We start from the raw sequence: 20,748 nt of genomic DNA, 5'->3' as shown, positions 1-20,748 counted from the left end.
CTAACGGGAGGGCGCGGAAAGTGGGAAATGCCCGTGGGGTCTGGGTTCGCGGCGGCAAAGCGTTGGCGCAGCGCAACGCGCGAGCGTGAGATTCGATGCGTGCCGGCTGCGTTTGGCGCGTGATGCGGATCGAAAACGCACGGACGCGCGGAAAAACCGGCGCGCACCCCTCGAAATCTTCGAAACCCTTGTCGTTATTGGGTTTGCGCTGCGCTATCATAGCAAGCGCCGCCCAGGGAAGCGGCAGCACGGACGTCGCGGGAAAGCGCGGGCACTTGCAGGCGCCTCAAGCCGCGACGTAAAGCCCCGGGGTGCTCCGGGTCCGGGCTGCTCGACGGCGCGGCACGCGTCCGTATAATCGGCGCGTTCGCGCTGTTCGTGTCAACCTAAACACAGAAAGGAATATCTCAATGAATAAACAGGAACTGATCGACGCCGTCGCAGCACAGACGGGCGCTAGCAAGGCTCAAACCGGTGAAACGCTGGATACGCTCCTCGAAGTGGTCAAGAAGGCCGTGTCGAAAGGCGACGCTGTCCAGCTGATCGGCTTCGGCAGCTTCGGCTCGGGCAAGCGTGCGGCACGTACGGGCCGTAACCCGAAGACCGGCGAAACCATCAAGATTCCGGCAGCCAAGACCGTCAAGTTCACGGCTGGCAAGGCGTTCAAGGACGCCGTCAACAAGCGTTAAGACAATACCGCTTTAAGTTGACACCCGCCCCTGGCGGGTTTTTTCGCCCGACGGCGCCGCATTGCACGGCGCCGTTGTGGTTTTCGAGCCGCCTTTTCAGGCGGTTTTTTCATGGGCGATCAGGGTTGAATCCGAGGCCGGATCAATCGTGGCGATGGACGATTTCGCCATCGTGGTCGTGGTCATGATCGTCTTCGTCGTCGAAATCCCACTGCGGGAACGGGTCGGCGTAGGCCTGCCAGGCGTCGGGGCCCGCAGCAAATTCGGCATCCGTGACGAGGCACGCGTCGAGCTTTGCGCGCCATGCCGCATGGTCCAGATTCACGCCGATCATCACCAGTTCCTGGCGACGGTCGCCGATGCGCGTGTCGCTCGCATCGCCGAACCAGTCGCGCGCGATCTCCTGTGCCAGTTCGGCATCCTGCGGCCATTCATCGCGCGGCTGCGCGGCCCACCAGGTTCCCGCCGGGCCATGACGGCACACGCCGCCCGCCTGCGAAAGCTGGCCGGCCACGTCATTGCGCGTGGCAAGCCAGAAGAAACCCTTGGAGCGCAGCACGCCGGTCCACTCCTGGTTGAGCAGCGCCCACAGACGCTCGGGATGGAACGGCTTGCGCGCGCGATAGACGAAGTTGCCGATGCCGTACGTATCCGCTTCGCTGCGATGCTGGTGATCCGGATGGCCGCAATGCGCGCCGCAATCGCCGTGGCCGTGATCATGCTCATGATCGTGTGCGTGATCGTGCGAGTGAGCGTCGTCGTGCAGCGACGCGAGCCAGCCCGGCGCGCTCGCGGCCGCGTCGAAATCGAAGCGCCCCGTGTTGAGCACCGCGTCGAGCGGCACGTCGCCGAAACGGCTCACCACCTGCACCGCGCGCGGGTTGATCCGCGCGAGGATGTGCTGCAGGCGCGCGAGATCGTCGGCGCTCACGAGATCGGCCTTGTTGAGCACCAGCACGTCGCAGAATTCCACCTGCTCGATCAGCAATTCGACGATGGTGCGGTCGTCGCCCTCGCCCACCGTCACGCCGCGCTCGGCGAGCGGATCGGCGCTGGCGTAATCGCGCAGGAAATTGAAGGCGTCCACCACAGTGACCATCGTGTCCAGCCGCGCGATATCGGCGAGCGAGCCGCCGTCTTCGTCGGTGAACGTGAAGGTTTCGGCCACCGGCATCGGCTCGGCAACGCCGGTCGATTCGATCAGGATGGCGTCGAAACGCTGTCCGGCCTGGGCCGGATCGGCCAGACGGCGGACTTCGGTGAGCAGATCGTCGCGCAGCGTGCAGCAGATGCAGCCGTTGGAAAGCTCGACGAGACGCTCCTCGACGCGCGCGAGCGCGGAGGCGTCACGCACGAGCGCCGCGTCGATATTGACGGCGGCCAGGTCGTTGACGATCACGGCCACGCGCAGACCGGCGCGGTTGGCGAGGACGTGGCTGAGCAATGTGGTCTTCCCCGCGCCCAGAAAGCCGGAGAGCACGGTGACGGGCAGTGGCGTCGGGTTCATCGCAGTGTGCAGTAAGGAAGGAAAATCGGGCCGCGCGGGCGGGCCGGCGGCGCAAACCTGCATTTTGCACCATGCGGACTCCGTGCGCTGACGGCGCCGGCCGCGTTGGCCGAACGGGCGAGGTCAACGCGGCCCGATCAGGGCATCAGCTTCCATTTGCGCAGGATCGCGGCGATCTGCTGGGCGTACTGGTCGCGCAGCGTCGGCGTTTCGGAATGGTAGGCGCCCACCGCCGCCCAGGTATTGCCGTATTTGTTCATCTTCTGGCGCAAATGCCACGCCGCAATGTAGACGTTCTTGCACGGCTCCATCAGCGTGCTTTGCGAGATACCGTACTGCGCGAGCACGGGCAGATGAATCGAGTTGATCTGCATCACGCCGTAATCGATGGAACCGTTCGCATTCCTGTGCAGTGCGTCAGGCGTGTTGTGCGATTCCTGCCAGGCGATTGCACGCAGGATCAGCGGATTGACCTTCTGGTAGCGGGCCGCCTCGTCGAAGCAGTCGGCGCGCGCCGGCGCACTCGCCGTAGCGGCTAGCGCGACAAGAACGGAGATCGTGGCGGACGCAACCTTTTTCATTGCAACGTCGAGTGGAGTGCTGGAGTACGAAAGAACCGCGCCGCAACGGCCGATATCGGGAAAACCCGCGTCTTGCGGGCGCAACCCGTGGGTGCGCAGGCGCCGGGCCGCCCGTATGATACCGGCAGTCCATGACGCGTCAAACTGCCCGAACGGTCGATGCGCCAATGTCGGCAGGCGGGCAAACGAGGCTTGATGCTAGCCAATCCTTACAAATGCCTTCTTTCGGCATCGCGGGCTTTAGAGGAAATCCCCAGACGTTTTGTCTTTGTGACAAATTCGACACGAAAAGCTGCTACTGTTGCTCTTTTTGGTGAGCATCGGTTGCCGGGGAGGAGCGTCGGCAGTCTGCGGCGGTGGGAGCCAGGCGGGTGTGTCGCATCCATCCCGCGGTCCATTCGCACGGATACGATGTGCATTGAGCACGATAAGTACGACTAGCCGGCGGTGTCCGCTGCCGGCTTCGATATGACACCCATGAGAAGAAATCGTATGGCTTTGCGTCGCGTCGCCACGGCGCTGCTCGTGAGCGGACTGATTACGGCGCAACTCGCGCATGCCCAGGTCACCCTCAACTTTGTCAATGCTGATATCGATCAGGTAGCGAGAGCCATTGGCGCGGCCACCGGCAAAACGATCATTGTCGATCCGCGCGTGAAGGGGCAGCTCAATCTCGTTTCCGAGAATCCCGTACCGGAGGACCAGGCGCTCAAGACGCTGCAATCGGCGCTGCGCATGCAGGGTTTCTCGCTGGTCCAGGACCACGGCGTACTCAAGGTGGTGCCCGAGGCCGACGCCAAGCTCCAGGGCGTGCCGACCTACGTGGGCAACGCGCCGGCCGCACGCGGCGACCAGGTCATCACCCAGGTCTTCCAGCTGCGCAACGAGTCGGCCAACAACCTGCTGCCGGTGCTGCGCCCGCTGATCTCGCCGAACAACACCATCGCGGCCTATCCGGGCAACAACGCGCTCGTCGTGACCGACTACGCCGACAACGTGCGGCGCATCGCGGCGATCATCGCGGGCGTCGATACGGCCGCCGGCCAGCAGGTGCAGGTGGTGCCGCTGCGCAACGCCAACGCGCTCGACATTGCGCCCACGCTGCAGAAGATGCTCGATCCGGGCGCGATCGGCGGCTCCGATCCCACGCTCAAGGTCACGGTGCTCGCCGATTCGCGCACCAACTCGATCATGCTGCGCGCGTCGAACCCGCAGCGCCTTGCGGCTGCAAGGGAACTCGCGAGGCAACTCGACGCGCCCACGAGTATGCCCGGCAACATGCACGTCGTCTCGCTGCGCAACGCCGACGCCGTGCAACTGGCCAAGACCCTGCGCGGCATGATGGGCAAGGGCGGCAACGATTCGTCGTCGTCCGGCGGCAGCGCGAATTCGTTCAACCAGAACGGCAACAGCGGCGGCGCGGGCGGCGGCAGCAGCTCCACCGGTCTGTCGGGCACGCCGCCCTTGCCCAGTTCGTTCGGCGGCAGCGGTTCATCGAACAATCCGATGTCGGGCGGCGCGTCTTCCGGCAACAACGGCGATTTTCTCGGCGACAACAGCAAGGACAAAGGCGACGATAACGCGTCGGGCGGCGGCATGATCCAGGCGGACGCCGCCACCAATTCGCTGATCATCACGGCGCCGGACGCGCTCTATCGCAACCTGCGCACCGTGATCGACCAGCTCGACGCGCGCCGCGCCCAGGTCTACATCGAAGCGCTGATCGTCGAGCTGAACTCGAACACGAATGCCAACCTGGGCATCCAGTGGCAGATCGGCAGCGGCAACGTGCTGGCCGGCACCAATCTGACCAGCGGCAACAGCAACAGCATCATCAATCTGACGGCGGGCGCCGTGACGGGCGGCGGTCTCGTGAGTTCGCTCGGCAATCTCCAGCAGGGCCTGAACGTGGGCTGGGTGCACAACCTGTTCGGCGTGCAGGGGCTGGGCGCGTTGTTGCAGGCGCTGTCGCAGACCAACGACGCCAACGTGCTGTCCACGCCTAACCTCATCACGCTCGACAATCAGGAAGCGAAGATCGTCGTCGGCACCAACGTGCCGATCCAGACGGGCTCGTATTCGAACCTCACGAGCGGATCCACGAGTTCGGCGTTCAACACCTATGATCGCGTGGACGTTGGCCTGACGCTGCATATCAAGCCGCAGATCACCGAAGGCGGCATCCTCAAGCTGCAGCTCTACACCGAAGATTCGGCGATCGTGAACGGCACGACCAACGCGACGACCAATCCGGCCGGCCCGGATTTCACCAAGCGTTCGATCCAGTCCACCGTCCTCGCCGACAATGGCGAGATCATCGTCCTCGGCGGCTTGATGCAGGACAACTATCAGGTCAGCAATAGCAAGGTGCCGCTGCTCGGCGACATTCCGTGGATCGGCCAGCTGTTCCGCTCGGAAAACAAGACGCGCGCGAAGACCAACCTGATGGTGTTCCTGCGCCCCGTGATCATCGGCGACCGCGATACGGCGCAGGCGGTCACGTCGAACCGCTACGACTACATCCAGGGCGTGACGGGCGCGTACAAGTCCGACAACAACCTGATGAGGGACAAGGACGACCCGGTCGTGCCGCCGATGCCGGTCGGCCCGGCCGAGGGTGGATCGGCGCTGAACCTGTTCGATCTCGACCGCATGCGGCGCGAGCAGGCGGTGCGCACGTTGCCGGCTTCGCCCGCGAATGCCGCGCAGATGCAGCCCGTTCAGACGGCGCCCGTACAGACCGCGCCGGTTCAAAGCTCGCCCATGCCCGTCCAGGGCGCGCCGTTGCAGGTCGCGCCCGCGGATCAGCAACAGCAGCCGCTGACGGCCACGCCGAGGGTGCAGCCTTGAGCATCGCAGAAACGCCGCGCGCGACACCGTCCCCGCTGGCCGCGCGGCTCGTGCCGTACGGCTTTGCGCGCGGCGGCCAGATTCTCGTCGCGCAGCAGCAGCCCGAAGGGCTCGAAGTGTGGATCAGCGATCGCACCTCGGGCGCGGCGATCGCCGAAGTCGCGCGCAATTTCGGCGCGCTCACGCTGGTGCGCGTGCCTGCCGACGAACTCGCCCAGGCGATCAATCAGGCGTACGCGCGCCAGGACGGCAGCGCGGCGCAGGTGGTCGGCGAAGTGGAAGGCGAAGTCGATCTCTCGCGTCTCATGCAGGACATTCCCGAAGTGGAAGACCTGCTGGAGTCCGAAGACGACGCCCCGATCATCCGCATGATCAACGCGCTGCTCACCCAGGCGGCGCGCGAGCAGGCCTCGGACATTCACATCGAGCCGTTCGAGAATGCATCGGTGGTGCGGTTTCGCGTCGACGGCACGCTGCGCGACGTGGTGCGCCCGAAGAAGGCGCTGCATGGCGCGCTGATCTCGCGTATCAAGATCATGGCGCAGCTCGACATTGCCGAAAAACGGCTGCCGCAGGACGGCCGCATCACCTTGCGCGTGGGCGGGCGTCCCGTCGATGTGCGCGTTTCGACCCTGCCGACGGGCCACGGCGAGCGCGCCGTGCTGCGTCTGCTCGAAAAAGACGCGCAGCGTTTGAACCTTGAAGCGCTCGGCATGGCGTCGGACACGCTGGGCAAATTCGACCAGTTGATCGGCAAGCCCCACGGCATCGTGCTCGTGACCGGTCCGACCGGCTCGGGCAAGACCACCACGCTTTATGCGTCGATGTCGCGGCTCGAAACCGCCACGACCAACATCATGACCGTGGAAGACCCGATCGAGTACGACCTCTCGGGCATCGGCCAGACCCAGGTGAACGAGCGCATCGGTATGACCTTCGCGCGGGCGCTGCGCTCGATCCTGCGCCAGGATCCGGACATCATCATGATCGGCGAAATCCGCGATCTGGAGACCGCGCAGATCGCCGTGCAGGCGTCGCTCACGGGCCATCTCGTGCTGGCTACGCTCCACACCAACGACGCGGCTTCGGCCGTCACGCGTCTGACCGACATGGGCGTGGAGCCGTATCTGCTCGCGTCTTCGCTGCTTGGCGTGCTCGCGCAGCGTCTCGTGCGCCAGCTTTGCCCGCACTGCAAGGAAGCGCGCGTGGAGGAAGACGGCCGCACGCGCTATCACCCGGTCGGGTGCGATCGCTGCGGCAATTCGGGTTATTCGGGCCGTCGCGGCGTGTACGAACTGCTGACGATCGACGAGCCGATCCGCGCGCTGATCCACCGCAACGCCGCCGACGCCGAAATCTTCGCCGCTGGCCGCGCGCAGGGCATGCGCACGCTGCGCGACGATGGCGAGCGCTGGCTCGACGCGGGCACGACCTCGCTCGAAGAAGTGCTGCGCGTGACGGGCGGCGCGTAAGCGCACAACGGGAGGCAATCCAGCACCATGCCGGCATTCCGTTTCGAAGCCATCGACGCCGCGGGCAAAGCGCAAAAAGGCGTGCTCGACGCCGACAGCGCGCGCGGCGCGCGTCAACAACTGCGCGGCCAGGGACTGACGCCGCTGGTCGTCGAACCGGCCGCGACCCGCACGCGCGGCGCGCGCCAGCAACGTCTCGCGCTCGGGCGCAAACTGTCGCAGCGCGAGCAGGCGATTCTCACGCGCCAGCTCGCCAGTCTGCTGATTGCGGGGCTGCCGCTCGGCGAGGCGCTCGCCGTGCTCACCGAGCAGGCCGAACGCGACTACATCCGCGAACTCATGGCCGCGATCCGCGCCGAAGTGCTCGGCGGCCATTCGCTCGCCAACGCGCTCACGCAGCATCCGCGCGATTTTCCGGATATCTACCGCGCGCTGGTCGCGGCGGGCGAGCACACCGGCAAGCTCGGCATCGTGCTCTCGCGTCTGGCCGATTACATCGAGCAGCGCAACGCGCTCAAGCAGAAGATCGTGCTGGCTTTTACGTACCCGACGATCGTGACGATCATCGCGTTCGGCATCGTCACGTTTCTGTTGAGCTATGTGGTGCCGCAGGTCGTGAACGTGTTCGCGAGCACCAAACAGCAACTGCCGTTTCTGACCATCGTGATGATGGCGCTCTCGTCGTTCGTGCGGCAATGGTGGTGGGCGGTGCTGATCGCCGTGGCGTTCGTCGCGTGGGTGGTGCGCGCGACCTTGCGGCGGCCTGGGCCGCGCCTCTCGTTCGATCGCTGGATCCTCACCGCGCCGCTCGCGGGCAAGCTCGTGCGCGGCTACAACACGGTGCGTTTCGCGAGCACGCTGGGGATTCTGAGCGCCGCGGGCGTGCCGATCCTGCGCGCGTTGCAGGCGGCCGGTGAAACGCTCTCGAACCGCGCGATGCGCACCAACATCGACGACGCCATCGTGCGGGTGCGCGAAGGTACGTCGCTGTCGCGCGCGCTCGGCAATACGAAGACGTTTCCGCCCGTGCTGGTGCACCTGATCCGCTCGGGCGAGGCGACCGGCGACGTGACCACCATGCTCGACCGCGCCGCCGAAGGCGAGGCGCGCGAGCTGGAGCGGCGCACGATGTTCCTGACGAGCCTGCTCGAGCCGTTGCTGATTCTGGCGATGGGGGGCGTGGTGCTGGTGATCGTGCTCGCGGTGATGCTGCCGATCATCGAACTGAACAACCTCGTGCAGTAAGCGACTGCTACGCCCGAGGTTGGGTTTTTGGCGGTGCTGCGTTAGCGCACGTAGATGGTGGGACCGCTGGCGTTGGCGGGCAGGAAGATTTCGGAGTGCACGCCATGACGGTCGATCACGATCGAGCGGGCGCGCACTTCGGCCAGCTTCGAGTCCTGGCCGATCGGGCCGCCGAGCGAAATCGCCCGGGCCGGCTCGCCGCCGACGCTGACGATGGCCGCCGCGCCTCGCGAGAGCGCGAGGATGCCGAACAGATGGATGTCCTGCGCGACGTTGTGTTCGAGCTTGCCGCCGAACAGCGTGCCGGCCTGGTCGAGCGAGACGGGCGCCTGCGCGGCGGCGGCCTGCACGGGCGCCGCGCGCGTGGTGGCGATTTCGAGCGTCCACCACGCTGCCGTCGCGCAGAACGCGGCGAAGGCAGCGAGTGACAGAAGACGGATTTGCAGTGGGTTCATGCGCCCCATTGTACGGAGTTATGGGTACGTTTTGATGGCAGGAAAGGCTTCAAAAGCGCTGGTAGAAGTCCGTATCGAACATGGACCCTAAAGAGGGTCGCAAAGGCGTCATCGTGTGACATTACAATGACCCGTCATATACGCAGCAACGATCATCATCAGGAGGGAAGTCCGTCATGTCCATGTGGGCCAAATACCGTGGGCAAATCAGCCGCGACGTCATCGAGGGGCGCACGCGCCGTCAACGCGGCTTCACGCTGATCGAAATCATGGTCGTGATCGCGATCCTCGGCATTCTCGCCGCGCTGATCGTGCCGAAGATCATGAGCCGTCCCGACGAAGCACGCCGCGTGGCCGCCAAGCAGGACATCGGCACGATCATGCAGGCAATGAAGCTCTATCGCCTCGATAACGGCCGCTATCCGTCCCAGGATCAGGGCCTCCAGGCGCTGGTCCAGAAGCCGACCACCGACCCGGTGCCGAACAACTGGAAGGACGGCGGCTACCTGGAGCGCCTGCCCAACGATCCGTGGGGCAATCCGTACCAGTACCTGAATCCTGGCGTACATAGCGATATCGACGTCTTCAGCTACGGCGCCGACGGCAAACCCGGCGGCGAGGGCAACGACGCCGATGTCGGCTCCTGGCAGTAGAAGTCGTTCCTTCGCGATGACATTCGTGGCGCGGCGCCTCAGTCGTTTCGACCGCCGCGCCGCGATGTTGCGTCTCGCCCGTATTTCACTCTCCTCGCCCGCACCACGCCTTTTCCGCCCATGCGTTGCCGCCCTGTCCGCATCCCGCGCCGTCGTGACCGCGCGCTGACGCCTGCGCGTTCGGCGGGCTTCACGCTGCTGGAGATGCTCGTGGTGCTGCTGATCGCGGGGATTCTGGTGTCGCTCGCGTCGCTTTCGCTCACGCGCAATCCGCGCACCGATCTCAACGAGGAAGCACAGCGTCTCGCGCTGCTGTTCGAATCGGCCGGCGACGAGGCGCAGGTGCGCGCGCGACCGATCGCCTGGCAGCCTGTCGAGGGCGGTTTTCGCTTCGATGTGCGCACCGAGGACGGCTGGCGCCCGCTGCGCGACGACCTGCTCGGCCCGCGCCAATGGGAAGGCGGCGTGACGGGCGTGTCGATCACCTACCCCGGCGGCGACGACGATTTCCACGCGAACCGGCTCGTCTTCGGTACCGAGGCGGTCGAGCAGCCGGTCGAGATCACGCTCTTTTCGGCGGCGGGCCGCGCCACCATCGTCGGCACCGGCACGGGCCGCTATGAGGTCCGCTGAGATGCGCGTCCGCACCATTGAGCGCCGATCCTCGCGCCGTGCCGCACGCGGCTTCACCATGATCGAGGTGCTGGTCGCGCTCGCCATCGTTGCGATCGCGCTTGCGGCTTCGCTGCGCGCCGTGGGCAGCCTCGCCACGAGCGAGGCCGAACTCCACGATCGCCTGCTCGCGGGCTGGAGCGCTGACAACGCGCTCGCCCAGTTGAGCCTGACTCATGCGTGGCCCGATCTCGGCGAGCGCAGCTTCGACTGCTCACAGGGCAATCTGCGTCTGACCTGCACGCAGCGCGTCGCGGCCACGCCCAATCCGCTGTTTCGCCGCGTGGAGGTGTCGGTGACGACGCCGGGCCGCGACGGCAATCTCGCGCAACTCGTCACGGTGCTCGGCAATGAAACGAACCGGTCATTGTGATTATTCGATGCGCATAAGACCGCATGGCAGACGCGCGCGCCAGGCGGCCCTGACCCGGGTGGCCCTGACCCGGGCGGCCGGTTTCACGCTGATCGAGCTGCTGGTCGCGATTGCGATTCTTGCCGTGGTGGCGCTGCTGTCGTGGCGCGGCCTCGACCAGATCATCCGCGGGCGCAACGTCATCACGCAGTCGATGGCCGAGGAGCGCGTGTTCGCGCAGATGTTCGACCAGATGCGCATCGACACCCGCCAGGCCGCGAGCGACGACGAAGCGGGCGCGCCCGCCATCGCCATCGACGGCGGCGCGCTGCAGATCGTGCGTGCGTTCCCGGTGCCGCCGGGCGCGCCGCCGCGCCTGCAGGTGGTGCGCTATCGCGTGGCCGACGGCCAGGTGGTGCGCTATGCCTCGCCGCCGCTCGCCCATATCGGCGATCTGCGGCGCGCGCTGCGCGGCGGCGAAACCGGCGCGTGGAGCGCCTTGCCGATGATGCAGGGCGTGGCCTCGATCAACGCGCGCCTGTTCGTGCCGAAGGTCGGCTGGACTTCGGATATGGGCGACGTGCGCTCGCAGCTCAACGCCAACAACAACAGCGTGAAGGTGCCGCAGCTCGGCAACGCGCCGGTGCCGCGCGCCGTCACCGGCCTTGAAGTGAGCGTCGGTGCGCATGCGCTCGCGCGGCCCGTGACGCGCGTTTTCCTGGTGGGGCAATGATGCGTCGCCTGGCATTTTCCCCGCGCTCGCGGCGCACTACCGCGAAACAACGCGGCGCCGCGATCATCACGGCGCTGATGGTGGTCGCGCTGTCGGCGATTCTCGTGTCCGGCATGCTCTGGCGCCAGCAGGTGCAACTGCGCCGCATCGAAAATCAGCGCCTGCTCGCCCAGGCGCAGTGGATCTCGCGCGCGTCGCTCGACTGGACCCGCCTGATCCTGCGCTCGGAAGCCGATACCTCGGCGGGCGTGACCTATCTGGGCGGCGCGTGGGGCATGCCGGTGGCGCGCACGCGGCTGTCCGACTTCCTTGGCCAGATCGGCGAGGCGCGCGCCGAACAGGGCGCCGACACCTGGCTGTCCGGCTCGATCGAGGACGCCCAGGCGCGCTTCAATCTGCGCAATCTGGTGTCGGCATCGGCGCCCGGCGCGCTGCAGCTCAATCTCACGCAGATCCAGGCGTTCGCCCGCCTGCTGCAACTGATTGGCGTCGATGGCCAGCTCGCGAAGAACGCGGCCGTTTATCTGCGCTCGAGCCTGACGTACTCGGTCACGCGTTTTCAGACCGCCTCGGCGGGCGTGACGGCCAGCGGCACCCCTGCTGCTGCCGCACCGGTCGCGGGCGGCATGGGTGGCGGCGCGAATTTCACCGATAACCCGGGCATCGGCGATAGCGAAGGCGACCGCGGCAACGCGCCGATCCTCATGACGAGCGTGGACGCCCTGCTCGACGTGCCCGGCTTCACGCCCGACATCGTCGCGCGGCTGCGGCCCTTCGTGACGGTCCTGCCGACCACGACGCCCGTGAACATGAACACCGCGCCGGCCGAAGTGATCGCCTCGATCGTGCAGGGCATGAGCCTGTCGAGCGCGCAGGCTTTCGTGTCGCGACGCCAGACCGTGTTTTTCCGCAATCTGGGTGACGTGCAACTGGCGCTGACCGGCGCGGGCACCGCGCAGGCGAACATCGATTCCACGCTCTGCGACGTCAATACGAGCTATTTTCTGGTGCATGGGCGCGTGCAGCACGAGCGCGCCGTCGTAGACCGCACCACGCTCGTGTGGCGCGACTCACTCACCCATACGACGCGCATCGTGCACGTCTGGGACGAATCCTGAAGCGAATCATGAAGCCGTACCAGTCCAACATCGAAAAGAGGTGCGTGTGAGCACGCTGATCGTCCTGATGCCGCCGCGCGACCCGGCGGTCCACTCGCAGGAATGGCAGTTGCCGGAACTGCCTTTCGTGCTGCTCGACAAGACGGGCCGCACGCAGCGCGCGGGCCGCGCGGCGCTGGGCCTGCTGCCGAAAGCGTCGGCCACCGTGCTGCTGATCGCCGCGCGCGACCTGCTGATGGTCGCGACGGCCGTGCCGCCGCTCAAGGGGCCGCGGCTGCGCCAGGCGCTGCCCAACGTGGTCGAGGATCACCTGATCCAGGACCCGCAGACCTGCCACCTGGCGCTCGATCCCGCGCGTCTGCCCGACGGCCGGCAGACGGTTGCGGCGGTCGATCGCGGCTGGTTCCGCTTCATCGTCGAGGGCTTCAGGGGCGCGGGGCACCGCAACCTGCGCGCGGTGCCGGTGGCGCGCTGCCTGCCTGCCGCGCAAAGCGTAGCCGCGCCGGTTATTGCCGAATCCGCCGAACCCGTTGCCGCAGGCGGGCATGTCGATGCGATTGCGCCCGTTGAAGCCGCCCATGGCGAAGCCGTGACGGCCTGCGTGCTCGGCCATGTCATGGCGACGGCCCCCACGCTGCTGCCCGATCTTGCGGCGACCCACACGACGCCTGCTGCGCTGCTTGAACTCGCGATCGTGCGCGGCGCGGCGGCCGAAGGCTTCGCCGTGCCGGCCGCGAGCGTGGCCGCAACGGTCGCGGCCCTGGCGGGCGACGCCGATGTTGCGCGCTACGTCCTCACCGGCCTGCCCGGCGAGCCGACCAGCGCCGCCGACAAGGCCGCGCTCGCCGCCGCCCTGCCCGGCGCGCAGCCGCTCTCCTTCGAAACGCTCGCGCAGCGCGCGCTCGCCTGCAAGTTCGATCTCTGCCAGTTCGAGTTCGCCGCCCAGCCGTGGCGCCTCGACCGCGCGACGCTGCGCCGCCTGCGCGTGCCGATCGTGCTGGTCGTCGCCTCGCTGCTGGTGGCGATCATCGGCGCCAATGTGCAATGGCTGATGCTCGCGCGTCAGCGCGACGCCATGAACGCGCAGATGACCGAGCTGTTGCTCAACGCCTTCCCCAGGACCACGGTGGTGCTCGACCCGGCGGGCCAGATGGCGCGCCAGCTCTCGCAGTTGCGCGTGGCCGCCGGCGAGCCGTCGCCAGACGATTTCCTCGCGCTCGCCGACGGCGTCGCGCGCTCGCTTGGCCCCGTGCCGGCGAATGCGATCGCGGCGCTCGATTATCACGACCGCCGCCTGGACGTGACCTTCAAGCCCGGCGTGAACGTGGATGGCGGCCTCGCCCAGCGCCTCGCGCGCAACGGCCTCACGGGCGCTCAGGACAGCAGCAGCGGCAAATGGATCATCAGGAGCGGGTCATGAAGACATCGACATCGGGCGGCGCGTTCGCCGAGGCGTTGCAGGAACAGTGGACCCATTTCTGGGAAGCGCGCACGACGCGCGAAAAGACCCTGTTGACGTGGGGCGGCGCGGTACTGGCTATCGCGATCGGCTATTCGGTGCTCTGGCAGCCTGCGGCGGACGGCCGCGCGAAGTTGCGTGAAAGCCTGCCCGCCCTGCAGCGCGAGCTTGCGCTCATGACGGCGCAGGCCGACGAGGCACGCGCACTTGCGGGCGCCGCGGCGAGCGTCGCGCCGGGCGGCCAGGCGCTCAAGGATGCGCTCACGGCCTCGCTGGCCGATCACGGGATGCCGGGCGCGCAGGTTCAGCTGATCGGCACGAGTGCGCAGGTGCAGTTGAAGAATGCGTCGTTCCCGCTCTGGACGGGCTGGCTCGACGATGTGCGCAAGCAGTTCAAGGTGCAGGTGGTCGAAGCGCACATCACGGCGCTCAAGGCCGACGGCCAGGTGGACCTGAGCGCGTCGCTGCAGTCCGCGAACGCGCGCTAAAACCAGCCAGAGGTCGATCGCATGTCTTACTGGATGCGGCGCGTGCGCGCCGTGCTGCCCTGGCTGTTTGTCGCCGTGCTCTCGGTGGGCGCGGTGCTGCTCGTGCGTCTGCCCGCTGCCTGGATCGCGCCGCAGTTCGCGCGCGCGACCCAGGGGCACGTCAATCTCGTCGATCCGCAGGGTTCGCTCTGGCATGGCTCGGCCACCCTCATGCTCGCGGCCGGCCACGACGTTCAGGGCGCGACGCTGCTGCCGGGACGCATCGAATGGCGCGCTTCGTTCTGGGCGCTCTTCACGGGCCGCGTGCGCCTGCAGATGCGCCAGACCGAGGCGATGCCCGATCCCATCGACGTCGAGGCCACGCCGCGCGGCGCCACCGTCACGGCAGGCGCGATCGCCGTGCCCGCCTCGCTGCTTGCCGGTCTGGGCGCGCCGTTCAATACGCTCGATATGGACGGCAATGTGCGGCTCGCGTGGAGCCCGTGGCGCGTGTTCGGCACCGACGCGTTCGGACGCCTCACGGTCACGCTCGGCGATATGAGTTCACGCGTTTCGCTGGTGAAGCCGCTGGGGACTTACGAAGCGGTGTTGCAGGCGCAGGGCGCGTCGTCGACGCTCGATCTGAGCACGCAAAAAGGCCCGCTGATGCTGGACGGCCACGGCACGTTTTCGCGCAATTCGGCGATGTTCAACGGCACCGCGAGCGCCACGCCCGATCAGCGCGACAATCTCGCGGGGCTTTTGAACCTGCTGGGACGGCCGATCGGCCCGGGACAGGTCGCGCTGACCTTCATGCACTGACGGCGCGCGCCGTCGTGCGCGCGCTTGTGCCGATGCGCGTGCCGAAACTTATTGCGGCTGCACGTTCAGCGCGCGCTGTGTATCGGCGGCGGTCGTGCTGGCCGCCGCGCCCGATGCTGATGCCGCCGATGCAGGCGCGGGAGCTGCAACGCCGCCGCTCTCGCGATCCATCTGCGCGGCATCCCAGCCGCCGCCGAGCGCCTTCACCAGCCCCACCGACGACACCATGCGCTCGCCCGCGATGCTGGCGAGCTTCTGCTGCGCCGTGAACGCCGTGGTCTGCGCGGACAGCACGTTCTGGTAATCGGTCGTGCCGGCCTTGTACTCGTTCGTGACGATCGAGAGCGCGTGCTGCGCCGATTCCACCGCCTGCTGCTGCACCACGACCTCCTGCGCGAGGATGCGCTGCGAGGCGAGGTTGTCCTCGACATCCTGGAATGCGGCCAGCACCGTCTGGCGGTAGGCCGCGACCTGCTGGTCATAGGCCGCGCGCGCGGCTTGCGTCTGCGCGCTGCGCAGACCCGCATCGAAGATCGTGGCGGCGAGCGACGGCCCGAGCGTCCAGAAGCGCGATGGCATCTGCAGCAATTGCGAGAACACCGAGCTTTCGAAGCCGCCGCTCGCGGACAGCGTGAGCGTCGGGAAGAACGCCGAAATCGCCACGCCGATCTGCTCGTTGGCGGCGGCTGCCTTGCGCTCCGCCGAGGCAATGTCGGGCCGCCGTTCGAGCAGCGCCGAAGGCATGGTCAGCGGCACGGTCGGCGGCGTGGCCGTGAGCGGCGACGCCGCAATCGAGAACGACGAGGCCGGCTGGCCGACCAGCACGGCGATCGCGTGCTCGTCCTGGGCGCGCGCCACGCCGTTGTCGATCGCGGCGGCTTGCGCGGATTGCAGTTGCGTCTGCGCCTGGATCACGTCCGCGCGGCCCGCCACGCCCTGGGCGTATTGGTTCTGCGTGAGCGTCAGCGACTTCTGATAGGCGGCGACGGTGTCGTCGAGCAGCTTTTGCTGCGCGTCGAGCGCGCGCAGCGTGAAATACGTCTGCGCGAGCGTGGCCTGCGCGGACAGGCGCGCATTGGCCAGATCGGCGGCGGCGCCCTGCTGGCCCGCTTCCTCGGCGCTCACGGTGCGGCTCACCTTGCCCCAGAGATCGGGTTCCCAGGTGGCGTCGAGACCGAGATTGACGTTGTTGGTGATATTGCCGCTCGGGAAACTGCCGCTTGCGTTCGACACGCGCGTGGGCGTGCGCGAACGCGTGCCCGAGAACGACGCGCTCACAACCGGGAAATACGCGGCGCGCGCCTCGCCGACCAGCGCGCGCGCCTGGCGATAAGCGGCGGCGTACTGCGCGACCGTCTGGTTGTTGGCGTTGAGCTGATCCATCAGCCCGTTGAGCTGCGCGTCGTCGTAGATGAGCCACCAGGTACCGCGATCCGCCATATCGGCCGGTTGTGCGACCTTGAAACCCTCCGGTGCCTCTTTATAGGCCGCCGGCACCGCCGTATCGGGCCGATGATAGTCGGGGCCAACCGCGCAACCGCCAAGCTGGAACGCAAGCGCGGCCGCCGCGCCGATCAGTGCGAACGTGGGCGCGCGACGGCGCAGCGCAGCGGAAAAGCGACCAGTTATAACGAGACGGCGGGACATGCGGGAAATTCCTGTCGATGCGGCTGGCGAATGTGATGCGGACGTTACACGATGCGGCGCGCGGAGCGAGGCCGGGCCGCGGCAATGGTAGCGCACGCGCGTAGCGTCGCGCGCGCAATCCGCAAGGTTAAGCCGGGAACGGGGACGGATGTGTTACGGCGCGTAAGGGGTAGTTTACGCGCCGTTACCGCGCCAGCGGCGCAGTGCATGGAGGGCGCCGTGAGCGCGCACCCGCGCGCTATGCGCCACGTTTGTGCAGGTGGCTTTTGCCGCTGCCGTGGGATCGATCGCAGCCGCAGGGGGGCTGACCATGCTGGTCGAACTGTTCGCGCTCTGGCCGCCGCGCTGCGAGCGGCGACGGTCGGCCCACATCATCAGCACGACGGCGATCGAGCCGCCGGGCAGGACGAACATGGCCGCGTAGAGTGCTGCCTTGCGCCAACGCGCAGCCCCGCCAGCATGCGCAAAGGCATGTCGTGCTGTGCAGGTGACCGAGCGGCCAATGCCGCCGAGCGCGTTTTTGAGGTACAGCATGGCGCGACCAAAGAAGAAATTCGGGAAACCGATGAGTGTAGATGCTTGCCTGCAATAATATTGACTATGCAATCAAATCGCAACATAGTTTGCGCTGCATCATTTCCAGTGTTGTTTTTACGCCGCGATAGCGACAGATCGATGACCGGGGCGACGAAGGCAATCTAACTAAAGTCGTCATCCAAGCCGCCGATCCGGAATATTTTTTCGCTGCCCAGGCAGAAAAATAACCGGCTAGAATGCGCATGTTTCCGTAATGGATGAGAACGTCTTTCCCATGAGCGACGGCCCCTACGCGCAGGATGTGCCGGGAGAGGTCGGTGTCGTGCCGAGCCTCGGTTATTTCCTTTCGACCGCCCGCAACGTGCTGGCCTCGCGCATGGATCGCGCGGTGGCGCCGCTCGGTCTGACTTCGTCGCAGATCGGCGTGATCATGCTGCTCTGGTTCGAGCGTGCCCGCACGCCCAACGAGATGTCGCGGGTGCTGTCCTACGACACCGGCTCGATGACGCGTATGCTCGACCGCCTGGAGAAGAAGGGTTTCATCGAGCGCCAGCGCAGCCATGTCGATCGTCGTGTCGTGGAACTGGAACTCACGTCGCTCGGCCGGGACGCGGCGCAGCAATTGCCCGATGTGATCGCTTCGGTGATGAACGAGCAGTTGCAGGGCTTCAGCGCCGACGAAGTCACGACGCTCATCGGCCTGCTTCAACGTTTCATCGCCAACGACGCGCAGACGCAATCGGTATGCGGTCACGTCGAAAGCAAGGCGAGCGCGCTGACCGATACGCCTGACTAGTTTCGCGGTCCGCTGTTTCGCCGTCTTGCGCCTGGGGCAAACCGGCCTCGACAAGAGGGCCACAGTGCAACCGAATAGCTGTCTGGGCAGACAATGCTCCGGCATATAAATGCGCGCGACCGTTCGCACATGGTTCATTGCAGCGGCAACGGTCTGCACGCAGGCCGAGCGAAGTAGACCCAAATCAGCAGCAGCACCCGACCAACGATCCTGAACAAGGACCCGAAGATGGACGCCTCAACCACCGCGCCCGCCTCTACCCCGGCCAGCGCCGAACCCAAGCCCCTGTCAGGCGGCACCCTCGCGTTGCTGACCGTGGGCCTGGCGCTCGGCACGTTCATGGAGGTGCTCGACACCTCGATCGCCAACGTCGCCGTCCCGACCATCTCGGGCAATCTGGGCGTGGCCAACAGCGAAGGCACCTGGGTGATTTCGTCGTACTCCGTGGCCTCGGCGATCGCCGTGCCGCTCACGGGCTGGCTCGCGCGCCGCGTGGGCGAAGTGCGGCTCTTCACGCTCTCGGTGATCCTGTTCACGTTCGCGTCGGCCGCCTGTGGCTTCGCCTCGAACTTCGAGACGCTGATCGCCTTTCGCCTCGTGCAGGGTCTGGTGTCCGGTCCGATGGTGCCGCTTTCGCAGACCATCCTCATGCGCTCTTATCCGCCTGAAAAGCGCGGGCTCGCACTCGGCCTCTGGGCGATGACGGTGATCGTCGCGCCGATTTTCGGCCCCGTGATGGGCGGCTATATCACCGACAACTACACCTGGCCGTGGATCTTCTACATCAACGTGCCGATCGGCCTGTTCTCCGGCGTGTGCGCTTACCTGCTGCTGCGCGGTCGTGAAACGAAGATCACCAGGCAGCGCATCGACGCCGTCGGCCTCGCGCTGCTCGTGATCGGCGTCTCGTGCCTGCAAATGATGCTGGACCTCGGCAAGGACCGTGACTGGTTCAGTTCGAAGTTCATCGTCGCGCTCGCGGTCATTGCGGCGGTATCGCTTGCCTTCATGCTCGCGTGGGAAGCCACCGAAAAAGAGCCCGTTGTCGATCTCTCGCTCTTTCGCGACCGCAACTTCGCGCTCGGCGCGCTGATTATCTCGTTTGGTTTCATGGCGTTTTTCGGCTCGGTGGTGATCTTCCCGCTGTGGCTGCAAACGGTGATGGGCTACACGGCGGGGATCGCGGGCCTGGCAACCGCGCCGGTTGGCTTGCTCGCGCTCGTGCTGTCGCCCTTGATCGGCCGCAATATGCACAAGCTCGATCTACGCCTGGTGGCCAGTATCGCGTTCCTTGTATTCGCGTTCGTGTCGATCTGGAATTCCACCTTCACGCTCGACGTGCCGTTCAGTCATGTGATCTTGCCGCGTCTCGTGCAGGGGATCGGCGTGGCGGGCTTCTTCGTGCCGATGACGACCATCACGCTATCGAGTATTTCCGACGAACGCCTGGCAAGCGCTTCGGGCTTGTCGAACTTCCTGCGCACGCTGTCCGGCGCGATTGGCACGGCGGTTAGCACGACGTTCTGGGAAGACGACGCGATCTATCACCATGCGGTGCTGGCGGAGTCGGTGAATATCTATTCGCCGAACACCACCGCGTATCAGGACGCGCTGGCGGGTATCGGCTACGCGGGCCAAAGCATGACCGCGAAGATCAACGACGTGGTCACGTCGCAAGGCTACATGATGGCGACCAACGACTTCTTCCGCATTTCCTGCGTGGTGTTTCTGGTGCTGGCCGTGCTGGTGTGGATTACGAAGCCCAGAAAAGGCGCGGGACCGTCGATGGGCCACTAAAGGCTCAAGGACGGTCCCGGACAGCGCCGCGCGGGCGGTACGGCCTTAGCGGGCCGTTACGCCGTCAGTCTGGATTTCGACGCGGCGATTCTGTGCGCGGCCTTCCACGGTGGCGTTCGACGCGATGGGTTTCGACGCGCCGTAGCCGTGCACTTCGTACTGGGTGGCATGCAGGCCGTGCGATTGCAGATAGTTGCGCACGGTTTGCGCGCGGCGCTGCGAGAGCCGGTCGTTCAACGCCTTCGAGCCAGTCGAGTCGGTATGACCGTCGACGGTGACGGTGCCGATATTCACACCGTCGCTATCTGCGATGAACTTGTCGAGCGCCTGCTTGCCTGCCGGCAGCAGATCGTACTTGTTGATCGCGAAGTTGGCGTCCGCGTTGAGCGTGATCGAGCGCGGCGCTTTCTGGATGACCACCGGCGGCGGGGGCGGGGGCGGAGGGGCTTCCTGGACGGCCGGCTGCGGTGCCTGGCAGACGAAGAGGATTTCACGCGGATCGTTTTCCGGCTTGAAGCCCGAAGCCGCGCGATCGACCGACGAAACGCGCAACGGCTGCTTGTCGCCGCAGATTTCGTTGACCTTCTTCATGCATTCCTTCGAGCTTTCGAGCAGCCCGAGACATTGCACGCGATAGGCCTGGGTGCCGTTGGCAAGCGTCACGACGTCGAGGTTGTGCATGGGCCCCGATGCGGTGGTGCAGCCGGCGGCGACGACGATCAGGAAGGCCAGCACACTGACTGGCAGAAGTCGCATTTTCATTTTTGGATTCGAATAATTGAAGAGGAGTGAAACCGTCCGGCAGATGCCGAATCTGGCCCACAATACGTTTCCTCAAATACCCGCTCAATCAGAAAATGCTTAAACCCGCAATCGAAATGATTCGATTCGGAGTC

General features: G+C 66.2%; 20 protein-coding genes. 14 read left to right on the top strand and 6 right to left on the bottom strand.

Annotated elements, in window-relative coordinates; all coding sequences use genetic code 11:
• The first annotated feature begins 410 nt into the window (after nt 1-410).
• Nucleotides 411-689, top strand: coding sequence for an HU family DNA-binding protein (locus B0G62_RS18480; protein ID WP_027815965.1), 279 nt, complete (start codon nt 411-413; stop codon nt 687-689).
• 142 nt (nt 690-831) lie between these two features.
• On the opposite strand, the gene B0G62_RS18475 is transcribed toward B0G62_RS18480, so the two are convergent.
• The gene (locus tag B0G62_RS18475; RefSeq protein WP_103705669.1) at nt 832-2,196 is read right to left on the bottom strand and encodes a GTP-binding protein; all 1,365 of its coding nucleotides are present in this window, start codon (nt 2,194-2,196) and stop codon (nt 832-834) included.
• 137 nt (nt 2,197-2,333) lie between these two features.
• Nucleotides 2,334-2,777 (bottom strand): lytic transglycosylase domain-containing protein, encoded by a 444-nt coding sequence (locus B0G62_RS18470; protein WP_103705668.1) that lies wholly within the window; start codon nt 2,775-2,777, stop codon nt 2,334-2,336.
• Between the two features lie 492 nt (nt 2,778-3,269).
• Between B0G62_RS18470 and gspD the strand changes: the two genes are divergently transcribed.
• Genes gspD through gspF form a run of 3 tightly spaced genes read left to right on the top strand, consistent with a single transcriptional unit; the run spans nt 3,270 to nt 8,344 of the window.
• Nucleotides 3,270-5,627 (top strand): type II secretion system secretin GspD, encoded by a 2,358-nt coding sequence (gene gspD, locus B0G62_RS18465; protein WP_103705667.1) that lies wholly within the window; start codon nt 3,270-3,272, stop codon nt 5,625-5,627.
• A complete protein-coding gene (gene gspE, locus B0G62_RS18460; RefSeq protein WP_103705666.1) occupies nt 5,624-7,099 on the top strand; it encodes a type II secretion system ATPase GspE in 1,476 nt (491 codons plus the stop codon). Before gspD ends, gspE begins: the two co-directional genes overlap by 4 nt.
• A 27-nt stretch (nt 7,100-7,126) precedes the next feature.
• Complete coding sequence (gspF, locus tag B0G62_RS18455) at nt 7,127-8,344, top strand: type II secretion system inner membrane protein GspF (RefSeq protein WP_103705665.1); 1,218 nt, start codon at nt 7,127-7,129, stop codon at nt 8,342-8,344.
• 41 nt (nt 8,345-8,385) lie between these two features.
• Here gspF and B0G62_RS18450 read toward each other — a convergent pair whose 3' ends face one another.
• Complete coding sequence (locus tag B0G62_RS18450; protein ID WP_103705664.1) at nt 8,386-8,799, bottom strand: general secretion pathway protein GspC; 414 nt, start codon at nt 8,797-8,799, stop codon at nt 8,386-8,388.
• Nucleotides 8,800-8,981: 182 nt separating this feature from the next.
• On the opposite strand from B0G62_RS18450, the gene gspG reads away from it, so the two are divergent.
• The 8 genes from gspG to B0G62_RS18410 all read left to right on the top strand — a co-directional run bounded on the left by gspG (nt 8,982) and on the right by B0G62_RS18410 (nt 15,075).
• On the top strand, nt 8,982-9,452 hold the full coding sequence (gspG, locus tag B0G62_RS18445) for a type II secretion system major pseudopilin GspG (RefSeq protein WP_103705663.1): 471 nt from the start codon (nt 8,982-8,984) through the stop codon (nt 9,450-9,452).
• Between the two features lie 120 nt (nt 9,453-9,572).
• Nucleotides 9,573-10,085 carry a GspH/FimT family pseudopilin gene (locus B0G62_RS18440; protein ID WP_103705662.1) on the top strand — a complete coding sequence of 171 codons (513 nt, stop codon included), beginning with the start codon at nt 9,573-9,575 and terminating at the stop codon, nt 10,083-10,085.
• A 1-nt stretch (nt 10,086) separates the two neighbouring features.
• On the top strand, nt 10,087-10,497 hold the full coding sequence (gene gspI, locus B0G62_RS18435; protein ID WP_227473332.1) for a type II secretion system minor pseudopilin GspI: 411 nt from the start codon (nt 10,087-10,089) through the stop codon (nt 10,495-10,497).
• Nucleotides 10,475-11,209: a PulJ/GspJ family protein gene (locus tag B0G62_RS18430; RefSeq protein WP_407671210.1), complete on the top strand. Its 735-nt coding sequence runs from the start codon at nt 10,475-10,477 to the stop codon at nt 11,207-11,209. The genes gspI and B0G62_RS18430 overlap by 23 nt, the downstream gene beginning before the upstream one ends.
• Nucleotides 11,206-12,327: a type II secretion system minor pseudopilin GspK gene (gspK, locus tag B0G62_RS18425; protein WP_407671209.1), complete on the top strand. Its 1,122-nt coding sequence runs from the start codon at nt 11,206-11,208 to the stop codon at nt 12,325-12,327. Before B0G62_RS18430 ends, gspK begins: the two co-directional genes overlap by 4 nt.
• Before the next feature lie 46 nt (nt 12,328-12,373).
• On the top strand, nt 12,374-13,747 hold the full coding sequence (gene gspL, locus B0G62_RS18420) for a type II secretion system protein GspL (protein ID WP_103705811.1): 1,374 nt from the start codon (nt 12,374-12,376) through the stop codon (nt 13,745-13,747).
• A complete protein-coding gene (locus tag B0G62_RS18415) occupies nt 13,744-14,274 on the top strand; it encodes a type II secretion system protein M (protein WP_227473331.1) in 531 nt (176 codons plus the stop codon). Before gspL ends, B0G62_RS18415 begins: the two co-directional genes overlap by 4 nt.
• Before the next feature lie 21 nt (nt 14,275-14,295).
• Nucleotides 14,296-15,075, top strand: a complete 780-nt coding sequence (locus B0G62_RS18410; protein WP_103705658.1) for a type II secretion system protein N — start codon at nt 14,296-14,298, stop codon at nt 15,073-15,075.
• A gap of 48 nt (nt 15,076-15,123) precedes the next feature.
• Here the strand turns inward: B0G62_RS18410 and B0G62_RS18405 are convergent, their stop codons facing one another.
• Entirely contained in the window at nt 15,124-16,722 is a 1,599-nt protein-coding gene (locus tag B0G62_RS18405) for an efflux transporter outer membrane subunit (RefSeq protein WP_103705657.1), read from the bottom strand.
• Between the two features lie 174 nt (nt 16,723-16,896).
• Nucleotides 16,897-17,256 (bottom strand): hypothetical protein, encoded by a 360-nt coding sequence (locus tag B0G62_RS18400; RefSeq protein ID WP_103705656.1) that lies wholly within the window; start codon nt 17,254-17,256, stop codon nt 16,897-16,899.
• Between the two features lie 277 nt (nt 17,257-17,533).
• On the opposite strand from B0G62_RS18400, the gene B0G62_RS18395 reads away from it, so the two are divergent.
• Together B0G62_RS18395 and B0G62_RS18390 are read left to right on the top strand one after the other, a co-directional pair.
• Nucleotides 17,534-18,055 (top strand): MarR family winged helix-turn-helix transcriptional regulator, encoded by a 522-nt coding sequence (locus tag B0G62_RS18395; protein WP_103705810.1) that lies wholly within the window; start codon nt 17,534-17,536, stop codon nt 18,053-18,055.
• A 228-nt stretch (nt 18,056-18,283) separates the two neighbouring features.
• Nucleotides 18,284-19,852, top strand: a complete 1,569-nt coding sequence (locus B0G62_RS18390) for a DHA2 family efflux MFS transporter permease subunit (protein WP_103705655.1) — start codon at nt 18,284-18,286, stop codon at nt 19,850-19,852.
• A gap of 45 nt (nt 19,853-19,897) precedes the next feature.
• Here the strand turns inward: B0G62_RS18390 and B0G62_RS18385 are convergent, their stop codons facing one another.
• Entirely contained in the window at nt 19,898-20,614 is a 717-nt protein-coding gene (locus B0G62_RS18385; RefSeq protein WP_244193301.1) for an OmpA family protein, read from the bottom strand.
• Nucleotides 20,615-20,748: the final 134 nt, after the last annotated feature.

It is taken from the genome of Paraburkholderia eburnea (genome assembly GCF_002917095.1).
Taxonomy (GTDB): domain Bacteria; phylum Pseudomonadota; class Gammaproteobacteria; order Burkholderiales; family Burkholderiaceae; genus Paraburkholderia; species Paraburkholderia eburnea.
The sequence above is the reverse complement of the archived record's forward strand: the minus strand, read 5'-3'. Positions and strand labels throughout refer to the sequence as shown.

Bases quoted from the DNA above. Each gene is read 5' to 3' on its own strand.
- gspD (WP_103705667.1), top strand. From the start codon at position 3,270: ATGGCTTTGCGTCGCGTCGCCACGGCGCTGCTCGTGAGCGGACTGATT.
- gspK (WP_407671209.1), top strand. From the start codon at position 11,206: ATGATGCGTCGCCTGGCATTTTCCCCGCGCTCGCGGCGCACTACCGCG.
- B0G62_RS18415 (WP_227473331.1), top strand. From the start codon at position 13,744: ATGAAGACATCGACATCGGGCGGCGCGTTCGCCGAGGCGTTGCAGGAA.
- B0G62_RS18390 (WP_103705655.1), top strand. From the start codon at position 18,284: ATGGACGCCTCAACCACCGCGCCCGCCTCTACCCCGGCCAGCGCCGAA.
- gspI (WP_227473332.1), top strand. From the start codon at position 10,087: ATGCGCGTCCGCACCATTGAGCGCCGATCCTCGCGCCGTGCCGCACGC.
- B0G62_RS18475 (WP_103705669.1), bottom strand. From the start codon at position 2,196: ATGAACCCGACGCCACTGCCCGTCACCGTGCTCTCCGGCTTTCTGGGC.
- B0G62_RS18450 (WP_103705664.1), bottom strand. From the start codon at position 8,799: ATGAACCCACTGCAAATCCGTCTTCTGTCACTCGCTGCCTTCGCCGCG.
- B0G62_RS18470 (WP_103705668.1), bottom strand. From the start codon at position 2,777: ATGAAAAAGGTTGCGTCCGCCACGATCTCCGTTCTTGTCGCGCTAGCC.
- B0G62_RS18395 (WP_103705810.1), top strand. From the start codon at position 17,534: ATGAGCGACGGCCCCTACGCGCAGGATGTGCCGGGAGAGGTCGGTGTC.
- gspF (WP_103705665.1), top strand. From the start codon at position 7,127: ATGCCGGCATTCCGTTTCGAAGCCATCGACGCCGCGGGCAAAGCGCAA.
- B0G62_RS18440 (WP_103705662.1), top strand. From the start codon at position 9,573: ATGCGTTGCCGCCCTGTCCGCATCCCGCGCCGTCGTGACCGCGCGCTG.
- gspG (WP_103705663.1), top strand. From the start codon at position 8,982: ATGTGGGCCAAATACCGTGGGCAAATCAGCCGCGACGTCATCGAGGGG.
- B0G62_RS18430 (WP_407671210.1), top strand. From the start codon at position 10,475: ATGAAACGAACCGGTCATTGTGATTATTCGATGCGCATAAGACCGCAT.
- B0G62_RS18410 (WP_103705658.1), top strand. From the start codon at position 14,296: ATGTCTTACTGGATGCGGCGCGTGCGCGCCGTGCTGCCCTGGCTGTTT.
- B0G62_RS18385 (WP_244193301.1), bottom strand. From the start codon at position 20,614: ATGAAAATGCGACTTCTGCCAGTCAGTGTGCTGGCCTTCCTGATCGTC.
- B0G62_RS18480 (WP_027815965.1), top strand. From the start codon at position 411: ATGAATAAACAGGAACTGATCGACGCCGTCGCAGCACAGACGGGCGCT.
- B0G62_RS18405 (WP_103705657.1), bottom strand. From the start codon at position 16,722: ATGTCCCGCCGTCTCGTTATAACTGGTCGCTTTTCCGCTGCGCTGCGC.
- B0G62_RS18400 (WP_103705656.1), bottom strand. From the start codon at position 17,256: ATGCTGTACCTCAAAAACGCGCTCGGCGGCATTGGCCGCTCGGTCACC.